This is a genomic window from Sulfurivirga caldicuralii (assembly GCF_900141795.1).
In the GTDB taxonomy this organism is placed as follows: Bacteria; Pseudomonadota; Gammaproteobacteria; order Thiomicrospirales; family Thiomicrospiraceae; genus Sulfurivirga; species Sulfurivirga caldicuralii.
In genome coordinates, this window is the sequence record NZ_FSRE01000001.1 from 566,835 (window position 1) to 586,867 (window position 20,033).

Here is a 20,033-nt window from a genome sequence, read left to right on the forward strand (position 1 = left end):
CCACAATAGCGCCGATTTGTCATTTGAATTGAAGGAGTAAACCATGAGTCTGTTTATCAATGAAGCCTGGGCAGAAGGAGCAGCGGGTGCCGCGCAAGCACAGGGTGGCGGCTGGGAAGGCCTGATTCCGCTGCTGATCCTGTTTGTCATTTTCTATTTTCTGTTGATCCGTCCGCAGCAGAAAAAGGTCAAGGAACACAAGGCACTGGTGGAATCTCTCAAGAAAGGGGATGAAGTGGTGACCTACGGCGGCATTGTAGGTAAGATCCGTGATTTGGATGACAACTTTATCGATATGGAAATCGCTGACGGCATCGTGGTCAAGGTCGAGCGCCAGCAGGTTGCGCGCCTGTTGCCGAAGGGCACCCTGAAAGGCAAGGCAGCCGAATAAGTCGATCCGGGATACAGGAAAAGGGGCGCAGGCCCCTTTTTGCGTTTGTGCCAATACGTTAAGAGCTTCTCATGTTTCAAACCAATACCCAGACCATCGCCAATCGTTATCCGCTGTGGAAATATGTGCTGATCGCACTGGTCATTCTCGTCAGCACGCTATATGCGCTGCCCAACCTGTTTGGCGAGGATCCGGCGGTTCAGGTACAGCCGGCCAAGATGGTCAGTTTCGATCAGAAAGTGGTCAACGAGATCGAGCAGGCCCTGCAACAGGCAGGCCTGAAGCCCAGGAAGGTCGAGTTCGACGGCAAGCAGCTGTTGATCCGTTTCGACAATCCGGAAGATCAGCTCAAGGCCAAGTCGGTCATTAAAAAGCTGATCGATCGCAAGGCAGTGGTGGCGCTGAATCTGGCGCCATCCACGCCGGCATGGCTGGAGGCGATTGGTGCCAAGCCCATGTATCTGGGTCTGGATCTGCGCGGCGGGGTGCATTTCCTGCTGGATGTGGACATGGAAGCTGCGGTGGAAAAGGCCTATCGTCGTTTCGGTGAAGAGATCCGCACCCTTTTGCGCGAAAACAGGGTCCGCTACGGCATGATCAAGGGCGAAAAGGATCGTCTGGTAGTGGGCTTTCGCAACGCAGCGGATGCCGAAAAGGCCAAAGCACTGATCCTTGAGCAGTATGGCGAGGATCTGCAGCTGGATGAAAAGGCATCTGACTCGCTGCATCTCGTTTTCCGCCTGACGCCCAAGACGCTCAAGGCTACTAAAGATTATGCGCTGAAGCAGAACATCACCACGCTGCGCAATCGTATCAACGAACTGGGTGTGGCTGAGCCCATCGTGCAGCAGCAGGGTGATCGCCGCATCGTCGTGCAGCTGCCGGGTGTGCAGGATACGGCCCGCGCCAAGGAAATTCTGGGGGCGACCGCCACACTGGAATTCCGTCTGGTGGACGAGCGTCACGACCCTGAGCAGGCGGTGCGTACCGGGCGCGTCCCACCTGGCAGTCGTCTGTATCACTTCCGCGATGGCCGCCCCATTCTGCTGAAGGATCGCGTGATCGTTTCGGGTGAAAACGTGATCAACGCCCAGTCTGGTCTAGAACAGCAGACGGGGACACCAATGGTGTCGGTGACGCTGGATGCAGCGGGCGGACGCAAGATGCTGGCCACCACCAAGAAGAACGTGGGCAAGCGCATGGCGGTGGTCTATATCGAAAACAAGGTGGAGACGGTTGTCGGGCCGGATGGGCGCAAGATCAAGAAACGCAGCGTCAACAAGGATGTGATCAATGCGGCGGTGATTCGCGATCAGTTTGCCAACCGTTTCCAGATTACCGGCCTCGACAGCCCGCAGGAAGCGCAGAATCTGGCGCTGCTGCTGCGTGCTGGCGCGCTGGCCGCACCCATGGAGATCGTAGAAGAGCGTACCATTGGCCCCAGCCTTGGCGCGGACAACATCAAACAGGGCTTCATGTCCGTGGTGGTGGGCTTCCTGCTGGTGCTGGTGTTCATGGTGTGGCGCTACAAGGTCTTCGGCGTGATTGCCGATATCGCGCTGGCGCTGAACCTGATCATCATCGTGGCGGTGCTGTCGCTGCTGCAGGCTACCCTGACGCTGCCAGGCATCGCCGGTATCGTGCTGACTGTGGGGATGGCGGTGGATGCCAACGTGCTGATTTATGAGCGGATCAAGGAAGAACTGCGCAACGGGCAGTCGATTCAGACCGCCATTCATGCCGGCTACGAAAAGGCGTTCATGACCATCGCCGATGCCAACATCACTACGCTGCTGGCGGCGATCGTGCTGTTCAGCTTTGGCACCGGGCCAATCAAGGGCTTTGCGGTGACGCTGTCCATCGGTATCGTCACCTCCATGTTTACCGCCATTATGGTGACCCGCGCCATTGTGAACTGGCTCTACGGCGGCAAGCGCGTCGAAAAGCTCTCCATTTGAGGATTGACCATGTTTGACCTGGGCGACAAGAAAATTGATTTCATGAAGCTGCGCAAGTGGGCGCTGCTGTTTTCAGCCACCCTGATTGCACTCTCCATTCTTGGCATGGTGCTCAAGGGGTTCAATTTCGGCATCGATTTTACGGGCGGCACCGTCATCGAGGTGAGCTACAAAAAGCCGGTTGCCCTGAATGAGGTGCGCGATGTGCTGCGCCAGGGTGGTTTTGACAAGGCGGTCGTGCAGCACTTCGGTTCCGCCACCGATGTGCTCATCCGCATTCAGCCGCGCGAAGGCATGACCAGCGCACAGGTGAGCAATCAGGTGCTGGAGCTGCTGAAAAAACACCATCCCGATGTGGAGCTGCGCCGCGTGGAATATGTGGGTCCTCAGGTGGGGGATGAGCTGAGCGAAGACGGGGTGCTGGCAGTGCTCTATGCCCTGATCGGCATCCTGATCTATGTGGCGTTGCGTTTTGAGTTTCGTTTTGCGCTGGGCTCGATTGCGGCGCTGGTGCACGATGTCATCATCACGCTGGGGGTATTTGCGTGGACCCAGGCGCAGTTCGATCTGACGGTGCTGGCGGCAGTACTGGCGGTCATCGGTTACTCTCTCAACGACACCATCGTCGTATTCGACCGTATCCGCGAGAACTTCCGCATTCTGCGCGACAAGACGCCGGAGGAGGTGATGAACATCTCCATCAACCAGACGCTGTCGCGCACCATCATGACCTCACTGACCACCTTGCTGGTGGTGTTCGCGCTCTATTTCCTGGGCGGCGAGATCATTCACAACTTTGCCCTGGCGCTGATCGTGGGCATTGGTGTGGGAACCTACTCCTCCATCTATGTGGCCTCGGCCCTGGCGCTGATTCTGGGTGTGAGCAAGGAGGACCTGATGGCGCCGCCCAAGGATGAGGTGGACCGCGAGGCGCTGGAGAAAGAGATGCAGCAGGCCTTTCTGGAAGCAGAGGCGCAGCGCAACCGCTCCTGATTTTCCCGTTTGAGAGGGGGGGTCCCCGACTTTTTTAACGCGCGCATTTTTGCGCGCGCTTTGTTTGCAGGATATGCAGGCCAAAATGAGTAATCTGATCGAAGAAATCAATAAACGGCGCACATTCGCCATCATTTCCCACCCGGATGCGGGAAAAACCACCGTCACGGAAAAGCTGTTGCTGTACGGAGGTGCGATTCAGCTGGCGGGTGCGGTCAAGGGCCGCAAGGCGGATCGACACGCCACGTCCGACTGGATGCAGATGGAGCAGGAACGTGGCATTTCCGTCACTTCGTCGGTGATGCAGTTTCCCTACAAGAATGTGGTCATGAACCTGCTGGATACCCCGGGGCACGAGGACTTTTCCGAAGATACCTACCGTACCCTGACGGCGGTGGACTCGGCGCTGATGGTTATCGATGCCGCCAAGGGCGTGGAGGAACGCACCATCAAGCTGATGGAGGTTTGTCGTCTGCGGGATACACCGATTCTCAGTTTTATCAACAAGCTGGACCGGGAAGGGCGTGACCCCATCGATCTGCTGGATGAAATTGAGGAGATTCTCAAGATTCAGTGTGCGCCCATGACCTGGCCCATCGGCATGGGCAAGCGCTTCCGTGGCATTTATCACCTGTATAACGATCAGGTACGCATTTTCGAGCAGGTGGAGAACGAAACGGCTGCCCAAGGGGAGGTGATCGAAGGATTGGATAACCCGCGCCTGGATGAGTTGCTGGGCGATCAGGCAGAGGAGCTGCGCGAGGAGATCGAGCTGGTACGGGGTGCCAGCCATGCATTCGACCTTGAGGCGTTTCTTGAGGGGCGCCTGACTCCGGTCTTTTTTGGCTCTGCCATCAACAACTTTGGCCTGCAGGAACTGCTGGACGCCTTTGCCGTGTATGCCCCGCCGCCCCAGTGTCGCGAGGCGCGTGAGCGGACCGTGTGCCCGGACGAGCCGCAGCTGACCGGGTTTGTCTTCAAGATTCAGGCGAACATGGATCCCAAGCACCGTGATCGCATCGCCTTTATGCGCATCGTCTCCGGTCAGTATCGCAAGGGCATGACGCTGCGGCATGTGCGCATCGGCAAGGATATCAAGATCGCCAAGGCGCTGACCTTTCTGGCCAACGAGCGCGAGCAGGCGGAAACGGCCGTGGCGGGGGATATCATTGGTCTGCACAACCATGGCACCATCCAGATCGGTGATACCTTCACCGAAGGCGAAACGCTCAAGTTTACCGGCATTCCCAATTTCGCCCCCGAGCTGTTCCGGCGAGCTCGCCTGAAGGACCCCATGAAAATGAAGGCGCTGCATAAGGGTCTGCAGCAGCTCTCCGAAGAGGGGGCGACGCAGCTGTTTCGCCCGGTGATGAATAATGACCTCATTCTGGGTGCCGTGGGTGTGCTGCAGTTTGAAGTAGTGGCACAACGGCTCAAGGACGAGTACAAGGTGGCGTGTGACTTCGAGCCGGTTTCGGTCAATACGGCGCGTTGGGTCATCGGGCCGGAAAAGGAAATTGAGCGCTTCAAGGCCAGGGTGCAGGAGCATGTGGCCTACGATGCAGCGGATCAGCTGGTCTATCTTGCGCCCAGCCGTGTAAATCTGCAGTTGATGGAAGAGCGCTGGCCCGAACTGCAATTTGTCGCCACGCGGGAGCACTGATGGGAAAGAAACGAAACAAGCCCATGGAACGCGTCTGCGATGGCTGTACCGCCTGTTGCGATGGGTGGGTGCGTATCACCATTGACGGTCAGGAAGCCTGGCCGGGGCACCCTTGTCCCCACAGTACCGGCAGCGGATGTGCCATTTACGAGAACCGCCCCGACGATCCCTGTCGGCAGTTCTGGTGCGGCTGGATGTTGCCTAACAGTCCCTTGCCGGACTGGATAAAGCCTGATGAGGCGAAGGTCATGGTGCTGTTTGCCAAGCTGACTTGGCAGAGCCTGCCAGTGGATGTGGCCCTGCCGGTGGGTAAACGGATTCCGCCGCGTGCCCTCAACTGGCTGAAGGCCTTTGCCGAACGGGAAATGCGTCCGCTCATCTGGGCAGAGTGCATCGAGGAAAACGGGGAACTGCAGAAGGAACAGCTGCTGTATGCCTGGGGACCACCGGCTTTTCAACAGGCGGTGCAGCAGTGGCAGGCAGAAGGGCGCAAGCTCTGGTAGTTGGCGCGGATTTAACGGGCCCTTGAAAGGCCTTGTGAGCAGGTTGGCCGTTTTCAGGCCTTGCCGAGTACGCCGCCTTGCGGACTGCGGGCGGAAGATTTTCGTCCCAGCTTCTCGGCATAAGTGGGATCGGCTTGCCGTCCCGCCAATAGCGCCAGAAAGCCTTCGTTAATTTGCGCCAGGCGCGTCAGGGTGAGCCCGTTTTCCAGGTGCAGCGCCTGCGCCGCCTCGCTTACCTCGATAAACCGCTTCAGCGTTTGCAGGGTATCGTCGGAGCTGGCATGCACCTTCAGGTAGTGCTGCAGGGAAGTGCCATCGGGCAGGTGCGCCTGCAGGGATTGGGTCGAAGGGGAGATTTGGTCAATCAGGGCGCTTTTCTGTTCACTCAATGCCACGATGGCATCGGCATCCATGCGGGCCAGCGCGTCTTTTTCCTGCTTCAGGACAGACAAAAACTGCTCCAGCAAAGGGAGCAGTTCGTCGATGATTTTGAACAGGTGATCAGTTGTGTTGGCGTGTGCATGCGTCATGCCTTACAGCGTACTGAATAATGCTTCCGTTTGCAGCAGTTTTTTGGCGACCGCCTGAACGTCCACGTCATAGCTGCCTTCGGCAATGGCCTGCTTGAGCGCTTCGATCTTTTCGCGGTTGTCCACCTGCACATCACGTGCCTTTTCATTCAGCGCCTGAGCCTGACGGGAGGCGTCGGTTACGGAAACCTGTTCGGCACCGTTTGTCCCTGCCTGACCGCTGCGAGCCTCGGCGCCTTTGGCTTGTGGTTCGTCCGCCTTGCGTGCCGCATCATTCTGGCGAGTGTTCTGCAGAGCTGAATTGATATGTTTGATGTCCATCAGCGTTGTTCCTGTGTTCTGGTCGGTCGTTATCTTTGTTTTCGGCCGTTCTTAAATAAAGTTTAGCGGAAAATCATGTTTTTCGTGTTTTTTTGCCGTATTCACCGCTGTTATCGGCACTCTGTCGAGGAACTTTAGGGGACGAGCACCGTATTGGGTGCGATCACCATCCCCCGTACTTTCCGTCCTGAACGCAGGTTGCGCACTTCAACCACCTCGTTTTCCACCGCATCACGCAGGGCGATGCCCTTGGTGCGGATTTCGATCGTGCCAATGCGTGTCATGAGAATGACAGGCTTGTTACGAAACACCCAGTAAGGCGGCAGCAACATCTGTGCCGTAATGATTTGCCCCGCTGCAATGGCGCGGCGTGCCCGTTTACCGATGACTTGATCGGGTTGTGTTGCGCCCTGGCGTGGCACCTGGCTGGCATCTATCAGCCGTTGCGCCACCATATCGGCCTTGATGGTCGCCATGCGGGGGATAAGCGTGGTGCTGACCATCACGGGACGCTGGCCGCTAATGCGGTAGCTGATGAATACTTTCCAGTGGGGTTCATTGCAGCGCACCAGCGCTGTGAAACGCCCCGTCAGTTTTCGTCGAGTGTTGTCCGGAAGCTGGATCGAGACGGGTGTTTTACAGGCGGGCAGACGGGTGCGTTTTCCGAGAGGCTGAATGGAAATTTTTGGATTGATCAGATCTTGGCCGATTTTTTGCTTGATCTGGTTGGCAAGCTGTTCATAGGCCGGTGACCAGTCCTGAAACGGCTCAGCTGCCCAGACAGCCGGGGTCAGCAAGGTGAGCAGCGTCAGCAGCAGGAGATTGTGTAGCGGTTGCATTGGTCGCAGGGCCGGTTAAGATGGATTTAAATTTATTCTATGGCAAGACGAGGTAGGCCATGTCGAGTAATTTTCTGAAAAGCGTGGATATGCGCACCTCGCTGGCGGGCATGAACCGCATGGAACTGCTCATGTTCCAGCTGGATGGTCCGCAGCTGTTTGGCATTAATGTGTTCAAGGTGCGCGAGGTCATTCAAACACCCAAGATCTCGCCGGTACCCAAGGCGGACGATCGCATTGTCGGTGTCGCGGATATCCGCGGACAGACCATGCCAATTATCGATCTGCCCAAGGCGCTGGGGTTGAAGCCGATCGATGACCTGGAAAACTCCCTCACGATTGTGACCGAATTCAACTCGGCTATTCAGGGCTTTCTGGTGCGCGCAGTGGATCGCATCGTGCATTTGCGTTGGGAGGACATCATGCCGCCGCCGGATACCTTGGCGCATGTCACCTATCTGACAGCTGTGACCCGCTTTGAGGGACGGATCATCGAAATCCTCGACGTTGAGAAGGTATTGGCTGAAGTGTCCGGCATGGAAGACGTGGTCACCGAAGAGACCATTGCCCTGGCCAGGGAGCGCATCGGCGAAGCGGCGCGCAATTACTTTGTGCTGGCGGCGGATGACTCGGCCGTGGCGCGTCAGCAGCTGCGCACCATCTTTGAGAGTCTCGGCCTCAACTACAAAATCGTGGACAACGGCCGCAAGGCGTATGACCTGTTGAAGAAATGGGCAAAGGATGCCGAAGACGGCATGGCGCCGCCGGTCGCCGAACGCGTTCTCATGCTGGTATCCGATATTGAAATGCCGGAAATGGATGGCTACACACTCACTCGCAAGGTGCGCGAGGACGAGCGTCTCAATGACCTGTTTATCGTTCTGAACAGTTCCCTCTCGGGTGGCTTCAATGAGAACCTTACCAGCAAGGTGGGCGCAAACCGCTTCCTCTCCAAGTGGCACTCTGATGAGCTGGCTCAGCTGGTGATGGAGCGCCTGGAAGAGATGGAAACGAAAAAGGCCCAGGCTGCCGGGTGATGATGGTGCGTGCTGTCCTGTTTCGCCCCGTGCTGTTTCTATTGTTGTGTGTGGCGCAGGCCGTCGCCGTGGCAGCCCCTGCGTGTGAGCAGGCCGATGATCAGGGCTGTGTGATTTCCCGGGGCATGGCGAGTTATCAGGGCAAGGACACCGCATGGGCTCGGCAGATGGCCTTGCGTCAGGCCCTGGAAAATGCAGCCTTGCACTGCAATGCCGAGGTGAGCAGCCTTCAGCAGGCAGAAAACTTTCAGCTGACCCACTCTCAGGTAAGCGTGCGCACTCGCGCCGTGGTCAGGGGCTTCAATATTCTTGAGGAGGATGCGGATCCCGAGACGCATCTTTATACGGTACGCGTCAAGGCGTGCCTTGCCCCAGCCAAATCCGCATGCTCCAATCCCATGGCGGCCGACTACATGCCGCGCGTGGTGATCGTGACGCCCGCCCTCATTGACCCTTATCAGGCGCGGGACCTGCGGGAGCTGTTGCCGGGCTGGGTAAGCGGGCTGGAAGCCGCTTTCCGTCAACAGGGATATCGGAATGTCACCACCGATGACATCGATGCAGGACTCTTTCCGGGAGCTCAGGTGAGACCGAATCTGGATCCGGCTGTGCTCGAGCGGCTGCAGGAAGATACCGGAGCACAGTTTGCCCTGCTGACGGTTTTTCGGGATCTTTCCACGCAGTATCAGCCGGACAATCCCTATATTCCGGATGCAGTGGAGCAGGTGGGGCACAAGATCGCGCGCAGTTATACCTATGATGAATCCCCCAATACACGCATCGTTTCGGTGGACTGGTACCTGGTGGATGTCAACCATGGCCGCATCGTCCGCCAGGGGCATATCGACTGCGTGGCAAAAGGGGCGGTGCGGGTAAGCCGCGATCTCGTGTTTGGCAGTGGTGCCTTTGCTGCCACGCCGACAGGGCGTGCACTGATGGACGCCTTGCAGGCGGAGCTTCGGCAGGCGCTTGATCCGTTGAAGTGTGCCGTGCTCGCGAGTCGCATCCTTGAAGTTCGCAACGAAAACGGCAAGAAGCAGGTCATCTTTTTCGCCACACCCGAAAGCGGATTGCGCAAAGGGGATCAGCTGACTGTTTACCATCGTCAGGGGGCAGAGGTGCGCATGGGTGGGCGCAATCTGGGTGCCGATGAGGTGCCGGCTGGCTTCGTGCGTGTGGTGCGGGTGCTGGATCGCTTTGCCATCGCCGAGGTGATCGCAGAAAAGGAGCCGCTGAGCGTGGGCGACTGGCTGCGCAGCTGGTAAGCCGAGCAGACATTCCATTTTTTCAAGGCGCGCTTCGGCGCGTTTTTTTGTGTCTAGAAGAAAAGGCTAAAGTTTTGCCGCCTGCTGCCGATAGCGGCAACTTTTTGCCGACTTTAGTAAAAAAACATCCTTTTCGCACGTTTTGGCATTGGCCTTGCTTAATCCCTTCACAGAAGAAGGGAGTGTTGGAAACATGGCACATTCACTGTTTGGCATTCATGAGCAGGCACTGCAGGTTCGTTCCGAGCGCGCCAAGCTGCTGGCACAGAATCTAGCCAATGCCGATACCCCAAACTACAAGGCACGGGATATAGATTGGCGGGGTGCGCTCACGCAGGCGCAGCAGGGGCTGAAGAGCGAGCCGCCGGTGCATCTGGCTCGTACGAACTCACGGCATATCGATGCCCAGGGCGAGCCGATGGATGGTGATTCATTTGTCAAATACCGTATGCCGACCCAGCCTTCGCTGGATGGCAATACGGTAGAGCCGCACATTGAAAAGGCGCAGTTCATGGAGAACGCCATCCAGTATCAGACTACGCTGGAATTTATCAACGGGCGCATCAAGGGCATCCGTAACGCCCTGCGCGGCGGTAACTGAGGGAGCATGAGCCATGAGCATGTTTGACATCCTCGACATTTCAGCCACGGGCATGCATGCCCAGACCGTGCGGCTGAATACCACCGCCTCCAATCTGGCCAATGCCGATTCGGTCAGTTCCAATGCCGAGGAAACCTATCGGGCGAAAAAACCGGTTTTTCAGACGATTCTGGAGTCCCAGGCCGAAACGGGCATTGATCCACGCGGGGGCGTGCGTATCAAGGAGATTGTGGAGTCGCAGGCACCGCTGAAAATGGAGTACAACCCCAACCACCCCATGGCAAACAAGGACGGCTATATCTTTCGACCCAACGTCAATGTGGTGGAAGAGATGGCCGACATGCTGTCTGCTTCGCGCTCCTATCAGACCAATATCGAAGTAATGAATACCTCCAAGCAGCTGATGCTGCGCACCATCCAGCTGGGCAAATAAGGAACTGAATCATGGAGATAAATACCGCTCCCACATTACCCACGACGCAGCCCTCACCCGATGAGCTGCTGTCTGCGCTCAATGCGCCATCGGACCCGTCGAAACTTAAAAATGGCATGCAGCAGCTGGGGCAGGAAGATTTCCTGCGCCTGTTGACCACGCAGTTGCAAAACCAGGACCCAACCGATCCGCTGGATCCCAAGGACATGATCACCGACCTGACCGGCTTCAACCAGCTGGAAGCGACGCTGAAGCTCAACAAGTCCATGGCCGAAGTGGTGCAGGGCTTTGCCAATCTGCAGACCATGCAGGCGGCCACGCTGATCGGCAAGCATGTGAAGGTTCAGGCAGAGTCGCTGGAGCATGTGGCAGGACAGCCGGAGCAGATCAAGCTGGATATTGCCACCCCTCTCAAGGATGCGAAGTTGGTTATCAGTGACGGCAGTGGCGTAGTGAAAGAGATGGATCTTGGCACGGTCAATGCAGGAGAGCAGGTGATTAACTGGGATGGCACGGACAGCCTTGGGCAGAATGTGCCGGCCGGGCCCTACAAGGTAATCGCCTACGGCGAAGATGAAAACGGTGAGATTCAGAGCATTGCCACTATTTTGCCCACTCGGGTGACCAGTGTGGCCATCCAGGATGGCGGCACCTTGAAGTTGACCTTGGCCACGGGCGAAGTGGTTGACATGAATAACGTGCGCGAGATTTCACAATAAATCACAATCAAACAAAGAGATATCACACAAGGGAGATGAGACGATGGGTGTGGCTTACGACTTGACAGCATTGAGCGGCATCAACGGTGCCTCGCAGGGCATGGCGGTGATTTCCAACAACCTGGCCAATGCGCAGACTTTTGCCTTCAAGAGTTCCCGGGCCGAGTTCGCCGACATTTTTTCCGGAGCACAGACCAACCCGGGACGGGGCGTGCGCGTCAATGCCATTACCCAGGACTTCAGCCAGGGGGCGGTGATGCAGACAGGCCGTGAACTGGATATGGCCATCGACGGGGAAGGATTCTTCATTTTGGAAGACCAGAGCGGCAAGTATCCCCAGCTGTACACCCGCAACGGCTCGTTCAAGGTGGACAAGGACGGCTACCTGACAACCCAGGACGGCAACAAGGTGCTGGGCTACCTGCGCAACGATGCCCTTTCCACCGAAACCAATCCCGTTTTCGATACCGCTCTGAATCCCATTGACCTGGATGAGTTGAACAAGACGCCGCGGGCGACCGATGAGATGCAGTTCGACATCAATCTGGATGGCGAGGCGACACCCAACCTTGTTAATGGCGCGGATCCCAATAATATTGCGGTAGGGGATTCGGTCGGTGACACGGACAATCTGAAAAAGCTGATTGCGCCCAAGGGCGACTCCATCAATCCAGGTACTCCAAACGGCAGCTACAACGGCTTTCCCGATTTTTCCACCAACAAGATCGTCTATGATTCGCTGGGCGGCGAGCACCGTCTGACCGCCAACTACTATAAGCGTGGCGTCGTCAGCTCGGCATCCGACCTGGACCTGGACGGCGATGCTAACAATGACAAGTATACCAGCTGGATCGTGCAGTATACGATGGAGGACAAGGATCCCGCCACCGGTGAATGGAAAACCTCCGGCTGGCGCTATGATCCCGCTTCAGCCGATCTGAACGGGGCGACCGCAGACTCGGGCCAGGTGTTTGAACTGATCTTCGACACCAATGGCAAACTGGTCAGGACCTACATGCCTGACTACACCAATGTCCAGGGCCCGACCGATTCAAACGCCAACGGCACGCCCGACGATCCGCTGCCCCATACATCCTGGGTCGATGTGACTGGCAACCCCGCCATGCAGTGGATCGTCGGCAAGTGGCAGGACACCGGCGGTGATGGGGTCTACACGCCCGGCACGGATACCTTCACGCCCTCCACCGGTGCCACCGACCCGCTGGGCAATCCCAAGGCGACAACCCTGGAAATCAAGCTGGATGTGAGCCCGATGACGATGTATTCCGGCACCTACAATGTGCGCGGCGTGACTCAGAACGGCTACAAGGTGGGTGATCTGGTCGGCCTGTCAACGGGCCGTGACGGTGTGATCGAGGCACGCTACTCCAATGGTCGCTCCGTGCCGGTGGCGAAACTGGCGCTGGCTAATTTCACCGACAAGAACGCGCTGGAAAAACTGGGCGGCCAGACCTACGCGGAAACCTACCAGTCCGGCCCGCCCAGCATGAGCTCGCCGTCGCAGAACGGCTTTGGTTCGCTGGTGTCCGGCGCCATCGAGTCCTCCAATGTGGATGTGGCCAATGAGCTGGTGAACCTGATTCAGACCCAGCGCATGTATCAGGCCAGTGCGCAGGTGATCTCCACCTCCAAGCAGCTTACGCAGACCATCCTCAACCTGTAATGCTTTAATCATTTAATTTTTCTGGTCGGTTGCCGGCAATTTTTGCCGGCTTTTTTATGGCAAAAATTTGCCATAACTTTTATCGGCCAACTTTCGTGAAACTTTAGCTAAAGTTGGCACGCTCTTCGCTATAACTTCATCGACACCAACGTCAGGCGTCAAGTCGCTGACACACAAGGGAACGATATAAAACCAAATGGTGTCCCGGGTGGTCCAGGCCACCCGGATTTATCTACACCAGAAAAAACGTTATACAAGGGACGTGACCATGGACAGAATGGTCTACATAGCCATGAGTGGCGCCAAGGAGGTAATGTTGGCCCAGGCCAACAACGCCAACAACCTGGCCAATGCCACCACCGATGGCTTTAAGAAGGACTTCAATCAGTTCCGCGCCATGCATGTGGAAGGGCCGGGCTGGGATGACCGCGCCTATGCGCTGGATGAGCGCCCGGCCACGGATTTCACACCGGGACCGGTCAAGGTCACCGGGCGCGACCTGGATGTGGTGGTGCCCAACGGGTTCCTCGCTATTCAGGCACCGGACGGCACCGAAGCTTACACCCGTACCGCCAGTATGAGCGTGCTGGAAAACGGTGATCTGGTGGATGCCCATGGCAACCCTATTCTGAATATCACCGGAGCGCCCATTTTTCTGCCACCCTACCGCAAGATCGACATCGGCCAGGATGGCACCATTTCCATCGTGCCTGCCGATGCTCCCAACAATAACCCCGTTGTAGTGGATCAGCTGCGCATGGTGTCTCCCAATGTAAAGGATCTGGAAAAGGGACTGGATGGCTATATCCGTTTGAAGCCCGGGGTGCTGCAGGGTGAGGAAGGGCTGGTGCGTGCAGATCTGCATCTGATCAAGGGCGCGCTGGAAGGCTCCAATGTCAATGTGGCCGAAGCGCTGACCACCATGCTGGCCCTGTCGCGCAAATACGAGATGCAGGTGAAGATGATGCAGACGGCCAAGCAGCATGCCGCCGAATCGGACAAGCTGCTGCGTCTGAGCTAAGGAGAGTGAGCCATGATTCGTGCAATGTATGTCGCCAAAACCGGCCTTGAGGCTCAGCAGACCCGTCTGGCCGCCATTTCCAACAACCTGGCCAATGCCAACACCTATGGCTACAAGGCCGGGCGTGCCGAATTCGAAGATCTGCTCTATCAGAACGTGCGTCAGCCGGGTGCGCAGAGTACCCAGGACGAGGCCAATACGCTGCCATCCGGCCTGCAGCTGGGCACCGGCGTGAAAACCGTCGGCGTGCAGAAGCTGCATACCCAGGGCAACCTGATCATGACGCAGCAGCAGCTGGATGTGGCCATCAATGGCAAGGGCTTCTTTCAGGTGCTGGACCAGAACGGGCAGATCATGTACACCCGTGACGGCTCGTTTCAGCTGAACCAGAATGGGGATATCGTCACCAGTTCCGGTTATCTGCTGGAGCCCAATATCAATGTGCCGCAAAACGCTACTGAGATCATGATTTCGCAGGATGGGCAGGTGTCGGTGCGTGTACCCGGTGATATCGCGCCCAATGTAATCGGCCAGATTCAGCTGGCCACCTTCATCAATCCGGCGGGTCTGGAAAGCATTGGTCAGAACTTCTACCGGGAAACCCAGGCTTCCGGGGCACCCACGGTAAACAACCCGGGGACTGAGGATGCGGGGAGTGTGATTCAGGGGGCGCTGGAGGCGTCCAACGTGAATACGGCCGAGGAGCTGATCAACATGATCGAAGCACAGCGTACCTACGAAATGAACTCCAAGACCATCGCCGCCGCCGACGGCATGCTCAAGTTCCTCAATAACACCGTCTGATGAGGGGTAAGCCATGAACGCACTGCGCATACTGCTTGCACTGACCGCCACCGCCGCACTGGTGGGGTGCTCCACCGCGCCGGAGCGGATGGAAAAATTCAGCTACGAGCCCTATTACCCGCCAGGTGCGGTCAAGAAGACCTCGCCTAAGAATGGATCGTTGTATCAACCTCACCAGGCGATGACCTTGTTCGATGACGCCAGCGCCCACAATGTAGGCGACATCATCACCATCAACCTGATCGAAAGCTTCAAGGCGAAGAAGAAGGATGAGGCGAAATACAACAGGAGCAACGATTACGATGGCGGCTCAGTCAAGCTGTTCGGTCGCACCGACAGTCAGATCCTGAAAGAAGCAACAGGCTTTTTCAATCCGCTCTCCATTTCGGGCTCCAAGACCGCCTTTAACGGCAAGAGTGATGTGAAACAGGACTCCAGCATTACCGGCAAGATCGCCGTAATGGTGACCGAAGTGCTGCCCAACGGCAATCTGGTGGTGCGGGGGGAAAAGTGGATTACGGTATCCGATGGGGAAGAGGTGGTGCGCTTTGCCGGCATCATCCGTCCACAAGACATCCAGCCCGACAACACCATCGACTCCACCAAGGTGGCGGATGTGCGTCTGATCTACAAGGATACCGGCTATGCGGGTGATGTAACCCGACCCAGCGCCGTCAACAAGTGGTTCACCAAATACTGGCCGCTTTGATGCACAACTTTGACTGATCGATCTAAAATTTGGGAAAAATCGTTTCCACACCGGTCTGCTTTTTCTGATCTCCTTTTTGGCAGGCCGGTTTTTTATGCCCGCAAACCGCCGCAACGCTTGTTTCGGCCGTTTCTCGTTTTTCTTTAGCTTTTTGGCACACCTTCTGCTTCCTTTCATGCGACAGAGACAAAAAGCCGACAGTCGCTAACACACAAGGAAGCATGACCATGACCAGAAAACTCATCCTCACTGCCCTGTTGCTGATCTCGGCCACTACGGCGTGGGCCGAGCGCATCAAGGATCTTGCCTTTGTTACCGGCGTCCGCCCCAATATGCTGGTGGGCTACGGTCTCGTGGTTGGTCTCAATGGCAGTGGTGACAAGACCCCCTTTGCCGAGCAGAGCCTGAAGTCTATGCTCAACAAGTTCGGTATCCATATTCCACCTGGATTGAAGACCAACTCAAAGAATATTGCAGCCGTAGCCGTTCACGCGGAGTTGCCCGCCTTTGCCAAGCCGGGGCAGAAGATCGATGTGACGGTTTCTTCCTTGGGCAATGCCAAGAGTCTGCGCGGCGGTACGCTGCTGATGACGCCGCTGAAGGGGATTGACGGCAATGTCTATGCCATCGCGCAGGGCAATCTGGTGGTCAGTGGTCTGGATGCCAGCGGCGCGGACGGCTCGCGCATCACTGTCAACGTGCCCAGTGTAGGCCGCATCCCGGACGGCGCGCTGGTGGAGCGTGCGGTACCGACCGGTTTCGAGCGGGGCAACACCATCACTCTTAACCTGCGCACGCCGGATTTCACCACCGCCACCCGTCTGATGAATGCCATCAACAAGCAGTTTGGCGAAGGTACCGCCCGCGCACTGGATGCGGACTCCGTCCAGGTGCAGGCACCGCGCATTCCATCACAGCGTGTTTCGTTCATTTCCATGCTGGAAAACATCGAAGTGGACCCGGACGATGGTCCGGCGAAAGTGATCGTCAACTCCCGTACCGGCACGGTTGTGATCAGCAAGAGTGTGCGCGTCATGCCCGCAGCGGTGACCCACGGAGGACTGACGGTGAAGATTTCGGAAAACAATGTGGTCTCGCAACCCAACCCGTTTGCCGGCGGCAATACGCAGGTGACCCCCAGTAGTGCTGTCAATGTGGAAGAAGCGGGTGACAAGCGCATGTTCAAGTTTGGTCCGGGCACCACGCTGGATCAGATCGTGCAGGCGGTTAACAAGGTGGGGGTAGCCCCCAGTGACCTGGTGGCGATTCTCGAAGCGCTCAAGCAGGCCGGTGCCCTGCAGGCCGAGCTGATGATCATCTGAGGAGGCAAGGCATGGACATGACCAACCTGACACCCGATGCCGCGGCCAGTTGGGAAACCTATACCAACCTCAAGGGTCTGAACGAACTGCGCAGTCTGTCGCATACGGATGAAAAGGCCGCACTGAAACAGGTGGCCAAACAGTTCGAGGCACTGTTTCTGGAAATGGTGCTCAAGCAGGCGCGCAAGGTGAACTTTGACGATGAGCACCTGATGACCTCCGAGCGGCAGGCATTTTTTGAGGATTGGCGTGACAAGCAGTTGGCGCAGGATATTGCGGCTAAAGGTTCAATGGGTTTGGCCGATCAACTGGTGGAGCAGCTCTCACCGAAGCACCCGGTGCTGTCGGTGGACGAATACGAAAAACTCAAACAAGAGAACAAGCTGCCATCCACCCTCGATCAGCTCAAGCTGCGCGGGTTCAACCGACCAGAAGGATAATGCATCATGGCTGACATGCTCACCATTGCCCTGAGTGCGAACAAGGCGTTTCAGCGCGCCCTGGATGTCACCAGCCATAACGTGGCCAATGTCAATACCGAGGGCTATAACCGCCAGCGGGCTGAAATAGTCAGCAATTCGCCGCAAATTTTCGGTGGTGCCTTTGGCGGGGGCGGCAGCCGCGTGGATACCATACAGCGCGTATATGCCGACTATGTGTGGCGGCAGCAACTGCAGGCCACCTCACTGGAGCAGCGCTATGACGGCGCGCTTAATAGTGCTAAGGAAGTGGAGGGCATCATCGCTGCCAATGACAATGGCGTGCAACAGTTCCTGCAACGCTTTTTCGATAGCTTGCAGAACCTCTCCAATGAGCCGCTATCCAGTGTAAACCGTCAGATGGTGCTGGACGAGGCGACCAATCTGGAGAGTCACATCCAGAACATCACGGCCTTCCTCACCGATAACCAGAGCCAGACCAATGCCCAGATCAGTGCACTGGTGGACGAGGTCAACCAGCAGCTGGATGTGATTCAGCGCGCCAATGAGGCGGTGTTCAAGGCGCAGAATAACGGCACTTTTCCGCCCAATGACCTGCTGGACAAGCGGGATCAGGCTGTGATGGAGCTGGGCAAGCTGCTGGATGTGCGCGTGTTCGAGCAGAAAAACGGTTACCTTGACGTGTATGTGGGCAATGGCAGCTTGCCGCTGCTCTCTGACAACACGCGTACCAGCTTCACGGCCGAGCGTAGCCCCTATACCAACGAAGACCGCACCGAACTTTACATGACCATCGGTGATCAGAAACGCATCGTCAGCGATCTGATCAGCGGCGGGCAGCTTGGGGGGGTGCTGGATTTCCGCAAGAACATGCTCGATCCGGCGCAGGAAGCCCTGGGACTGACACTAGCCGGCTTCACCGCCGCCATGAACAACCAGCACCGTCAGGGATGGGACTTGGGTGGCAACCCAGGTGGCGATCTGTTTGCGCCACTGGATACGACTGCGCTGGGCAACCGTGACAATGCGGGTGCCGAAGATGGCACTGGCATTCGCATTACCAACAACATTCCGGATTACACCACCCCCCCATTAAGCCTCACACCCGCACAGGTGGAGCAGGCACAGGCCGATATGGTGCCGCGCAGTTACAGGCTGGAGTGGGACGGTACCCAGTTCCAGGTGTTCGATGCCGCCTCTGGGCAGAACCTGGGCACCATCGCAGATGGTACCAAGACTCTGTTTGAAGGACTGGTATTCGACACCACAAGCACCACTGCCAAAACGGCCGGGGATACCTATATCGTGCATCCCTATCAGGACATGATGCAGCAGTTTGGCAAGGTGATCTCCGACCCTAACGACCTGGCGACCCGTGGCGAGGATCCCAATGTGCCGGGCACACCTGCGCCTGCGGGCGACAACACCAATATCGCCAATCTGGCCAACCTGGCCAACAAGGAAATTCTCTACAAGGATGCCAGCGGTCAGCCGGCCGAGACGATCCTGGGGGGCTATTCGCGCATGGCCTCACAGGTGGGGCTCTATACCCATGGCACGCAGATCAATCTGGACAGCCAGCAGCAGGTGCTCAAGCAGGTGACTGACCGTTTGCAGTCCATTTCCGGCGTTAATCTGGATGAAGAGGCGGCCAACCTGATGCGTTTCCAGCAGGCGTATCAGGCTTCGGCACAGATCATTCAGGTTTCCAACACGCTGTTCGACACCCTCATCGGCGTGATCCGCTAAAGGAGTTCAGGCATGGTTGCACGTATTTCCACCACCCAGTTCTATCACACCAGCCTCGATGCCATGGAAACCCACGCCAACAAACTGCTGCAGATTCAGGAGCAGCTGAGCAGCGGCAAGCGCGTCAACCGTCCCAGCGATGACCCGGTCGCGGTAAGCAAGCTGCACAAGCTTAACCACGCGCTCAATACCATCGATCAGTTCGTGGAAAATGGCCGCTACGCCAAGTCGCAGCTGGAGCTGGAAGATACCGTGCTCAACGACGCCACCAGCGTGCTGCAGCGGGCGCGCGAGCTCACCATTCAAATGATGAACGACACCTACAGTCCGGCCGATCGGCAGGCGACGGCACAGGAAATCGATCAGTTGATCAAACAGATGGTCAATCTGGCCAATACGAAAAACCCCGAAAAGGAACTGCTGTTTGCCGGCTTGTCAAGCAATGCAACCGCTGCCTTTGCGACCACGATTGTTGCTGACAGTGGCGGGCAAGTGGACACCTACTACGAATATGTAGGGGATGATGCTGGCGCCCGCTTTGTGCAGATCGGCTTTGATAACGATAACTATCTGGCGCCCAATGATCAGGGGGATCCGTCGCGGGTGCGCATCGGCGACCGTGGCGACAAGGTGTTCTCTGTTAATGGCACCACGGGGGGAACCATTACCATCGACCGTCCCAATGGGAATACCGCTACGGTGGACAACAATGTCATCAACGTGTTGGTCAACCTGCGCGACTGGCTGCAGTCGGGTCAGCAGCCGCCGCCGCAAATCGCCGATCAGCTCTATCAGGGCATAACCAATATCAGTCAGGTGCAGGCCGAGCTGGGTGGACGCATCAACCGTATCGACAGTCAGTACGACGCCCTGCAGAATTTCCAGCTGGCACTGAAAGACCACAAGAAGAATCTGGAAGAAGTGGATGTGGTCAAGGCCACGGCGGACTTTACCCAGACCCAGGTGGCGCTGCAGTTTGCGCAGCAGGCGTTCGCCAAGGTACAGCAGGTTTCGCTTTTCAACTATCTGCGCTGACAACTGGCATTGATTT

Annotated in this window: 22 protein-coding genes; 18 read left to right on the plus strand and 4 right to left on the minus strand. The window is 57.1% G+C overall.

Translation table 11 applies throughout. The features are described from left to right. The first annotated feature begins 43 nt into the window (after nt 1-43). From yajC to BUQ81_RS02975, 5 genes are all read left to right on the plus strand, one after another. Nucleotides 44-391: a preprotein translocase subunit YajC gene (gene yajC / locus BUQ81_RS02955; RefSeq protein ID WP_074200882.1), complete on the plus strand. Its 348-nt coding sequence runs from the start codon at nt 44-46 to the stop codon at nt 389-391. Nucleotides 392-462: 71 nt separating this feature from the next. Beyond that, nucleotides 463-2,349: a protein translocase subunit SecD gene (gene secD, locus BUQ81_RS02960; protein ID WP_074200883.1), complete on the plus strand. Its 1,887-nt coding sequence runs from the start codon at nt 463-465 to the stop codon at nt 2,347-2,349. A 9-nt stretch (nt 2,350-2,358) separates the two neighbouring features. Next, nucleotides 2,359-3,342, plus strand: coding sequence for a protein translocase subunit SecF (gene secF / locus BUQ81_RS02965; protein ID WP_074200884.1), 984 nt, complete (start codon nt 2,359-2,361; stop codon nt 3,340-3,342). Nucleotides 3,343-3,427: 85 nt separating this feature from the next. Beyond that, nucleotides 3,428-5,005, plus strand: coding sequence for a peptide chain release factor 3 (locus tag BUQ81_RS02970; RefSeq protein ID WP_074200945.1), 1,578 nt, complete (start codon nt 3,428-3,430; stop codon nt 5,003-5,005). Further along, nucleotides 5,005-5,508, plus strand: a complete 504-nt coding sequence (locus tag BUQ81_RS02975) for a hypothetical protein (RefSeq protein WP_234947305.1) — start codon at nt 5,005-5,007, stop codon at nt 5,506-5,508. The genes BUQ81_RS02970 and BUQ81_RS02975 overlap by 1 nt, the downstream gene beginning before the upstream one ends. Nucleotides 5,509-5,561: 53 nt before the next feature. Here BUQ81_RS02975 and flgN read toward each other — a convergent pair whose 3' ends face one another. The 3 genes from flgN to flgA form a co-directional block, all read right to left on the minus strand. After that, nucleotides 5,562-6,038 (minus strand): flagellar export chaperone FlgN, encoded by a 477-nt coding sequence (flgN, locus tag BUQ81_RS02980; RefSeq protein ID WP_074200885.1) that lies wholly within the window; start codon nt 6,036-6,038, stop codon nt 5,562-5,564. Nucleotides 6,039-6,041: 3 nt separating this feature from the next. After that, the gene (gene flgM, locus BUQ81_RS02985) at nt 6,042-6,359 is read right to left on the minus strand and encodes a flagellar biosynthesis anti-sigma factor FlgM (RefSeq protein ID WP_074200886.1); all 318 of its coding nucleotides are present in this window, start codon (nt 6,357-6,359) and stop codon (nt 6,042-6,044) included. Between the two features lie 134 nt (nt 6,360-6,493). Further along, on the minus strand, nt 6,494-7,198 hold the full coding sequence (gene flgA / locus BUQ81_RS02990; protein ID WP_074200887.1) for a flagellar basal body P-ring formation chaperone FlgA: 705 nt from the start codon (nt 7,196-7,198) through the stop codon (nt 6,494-6,496). A gap of 59 nt (nt 7,199-7,257) precedes the next feature. On the opposite strand from flgA, the gene BUQ81_RS02995 reads away from it, so the two are divergent. The 9 genes from BUQ81_RS02995 to BUQ81_RS03035 all read left to right on the plus strand — a co-directional run bounded on the left by BUQ81_RS02995 (nt 7,258) and on the right by BUQ81_RS03035 (nt 15,471). Then, the gene (locus BUQ81_RS02995; RefSeq protein ID WP_074200888.1) at nt 7,258-8,235 is read left to right on the plus strand and encodes a chemotaxis protein; all 978 of its coding nucleotides are present in this window, start codon (nt 7,258-7,260) and stop codon (nt 8,233-8,235) included. Beyond that, entirely contained in the window at nt 8,235-9,500 is a 1,266-nt protein-coding gene (locus BUQ81_RS03000; RefSeq protein ID WP_074200889.1) for a hypothetical protein, read from the plus strand. The genes BUQ81_RS02995 and BUQ81_RS03000 overlap by 1 nt, the downstream gene beginning before the upstream one ends. A gap of 193 nt (nt 9,501-9,693) precedes the next feature. After that, nucleotides 9,694-10,101, plus strand: coding sequence for a flagellar basal body rod protein FlgB (gene flgB, locus BUQ81_RS03005; RefSeq protein WP_074200890.1), 408 nt, complete (start codon nt 9,694-9,696; stop codon nt 10,099-10,101). A 13-nt stretch (nt 10,102-10,114) separates the two neighbouring features. Further along, nucleotides 10,115-10,534: a flagellar basal body rod protein FlgC gene (flgC, locus tag BUQ81_RS03010; RefSeq protein ID WP_074200891.1), complete on the plus strand. Its 420-nt coding sequence runs from the start codon at nt 10,115-10,117 to the stop codon at nt 10,532-10,534. 11 nt (nt 10,535-10,545) lie between these two features. Continuing rightward, on the plus strand, nt 10,546-11,253 hold the full coding sequence (locus BUQ81_RS03015) for a flagellar hook assembly protein FlgD (RefSeq protein WP_074200892.1): 708 nt from the start codon (nt 10,546-10,548) through the stop codon (nt 11,251-11,253). 43 nt (nt 11,254-11,296) lie between these two features. Continuing rightward, nucleotides 11,297-12,937, plus strand: a complete 1,641-nt coding sequence (locus BUQ81_RS03020) for a flagellar hook protein FlgE (protein ID WP_074200893.1) — start codon at nt 11,297-11,299, stop codon at nt 12,935-12,937. Nucleotides 12,938-13,205: 268 nt separating this feature from the next. Continuing rightward, a complete protein-coding gene (locus BUQ81_RS03025) occupies nt 13,206-13,958 on the plus strand; it encodes a flagellar basal body rod protein FlgF (protein WP_074200894.1) in 753 nt (250 codons plus the stop codon). Nucleotides 13,959-13,970: 12 nt separating this feature from the next. Continuing rightward, nucleotides 13,971-14,762 carry a flagellar basal-body rod protein FlgG gene (gene flgG / locus BUQ81_RS03030; protein ID WP_074200895.1) on the plus strand — a complete coding sequence of 264 codons (792 nt, stop codon included), beginning with the start codon at nt 13,971-13,973 and terminating at the stop codon, nt 14,760-14,762. A gap of 13 nt (nt 14,763-14,775) precedes the next feature. After that, nucleotides 14,776-15,471, plus strand: a complete 696-nt coding sequence (locus BUQ81_RS03035) for a flagellar basal body L-ring protein FlgH (protein ID WP_074200896.1) — start codon at nt 14,776-14,778, stop codon at nt 15,469-15,471. Nucleotides 15,472-15,493: 22 nt separating this feature from the next. On the opposite strand, the gene BUQ81_RS03040 is transcribed toward BUQ81_RS03035, so the two are convergent. Continuing rightward, nucleotides 15,494-15,715: a hypothetical protein gene (locus tag BUQ81_RS03040; protein ID WP_143598439.1), complete on the minus strand. Its 222-nt coding sequence runs from the start codon at nt 15,713-15,715 to the stop codon at nt 15,494-15,496. Between BUQ81_RS03040 and BUQ81_RS03045 the strand changes: the two genes are divergently transcribed. From BUQ81_RS03045 to flgL, 4 genes are read left to right on the plus strand one after another with little or no spacing between them, the layout of a single operon-like run. Further along, a complete protein-coding gene (locus tag BUQ81_RS03045) occupies nt 15,699-16,793 on the plus strand; it encodes a flagellar basal body P-ring protein FlgI (RefSeq protein ID WP_234947307.1) in 1,095 nt (364 codons plus the stop codon). The two genes, BUQ81_RS03040 and BUQ81_RS03045, sit on opposite strands and share 17 nt — an antisense overlap. Before the next feature lie 11 nt (nt 16,794-16,804). Beyond that, the gene (locus BUQ81_RS03050; RefSeq protein WP_074200899.1) at nt 16,805-17,233 is read left to right on the plus strand and encodes a rod-binding protein; all 429 of its coding nucleotides are present in this window, start codon (nt 16,805-16,807) and stop codon (nt 17,231-17,233) included. 6 nt (nt 17,234-17,239) lie between these two features. Beyond that, entirely contained in the window at nt 17,240-18,982 is a 1,743-nt protein-coding gene (flgK, locus tag BUQ81_RS03055) for a flagellar hook-associated protein FlgK (RefSeq protein ID WP_074200900.1), read from the plus strand. Between the two features lie 12 nt (nt 18,983-18,994). Further along, nucleotides 18,995-20,017: a flagellar hook-associated protein FlgL gene (gene flgL / locus BUQ81_RS03060; RefSeq protein ID WP_074200901.1), complete on the plus strand. Its 1,023-nt coding sequence runs from the start codon at nt 18,995-18,997 to the stop codon at nt 20,015-20,017. Nucleotides 20,018-20,033 lie beyond the last annotated feature (16 nt).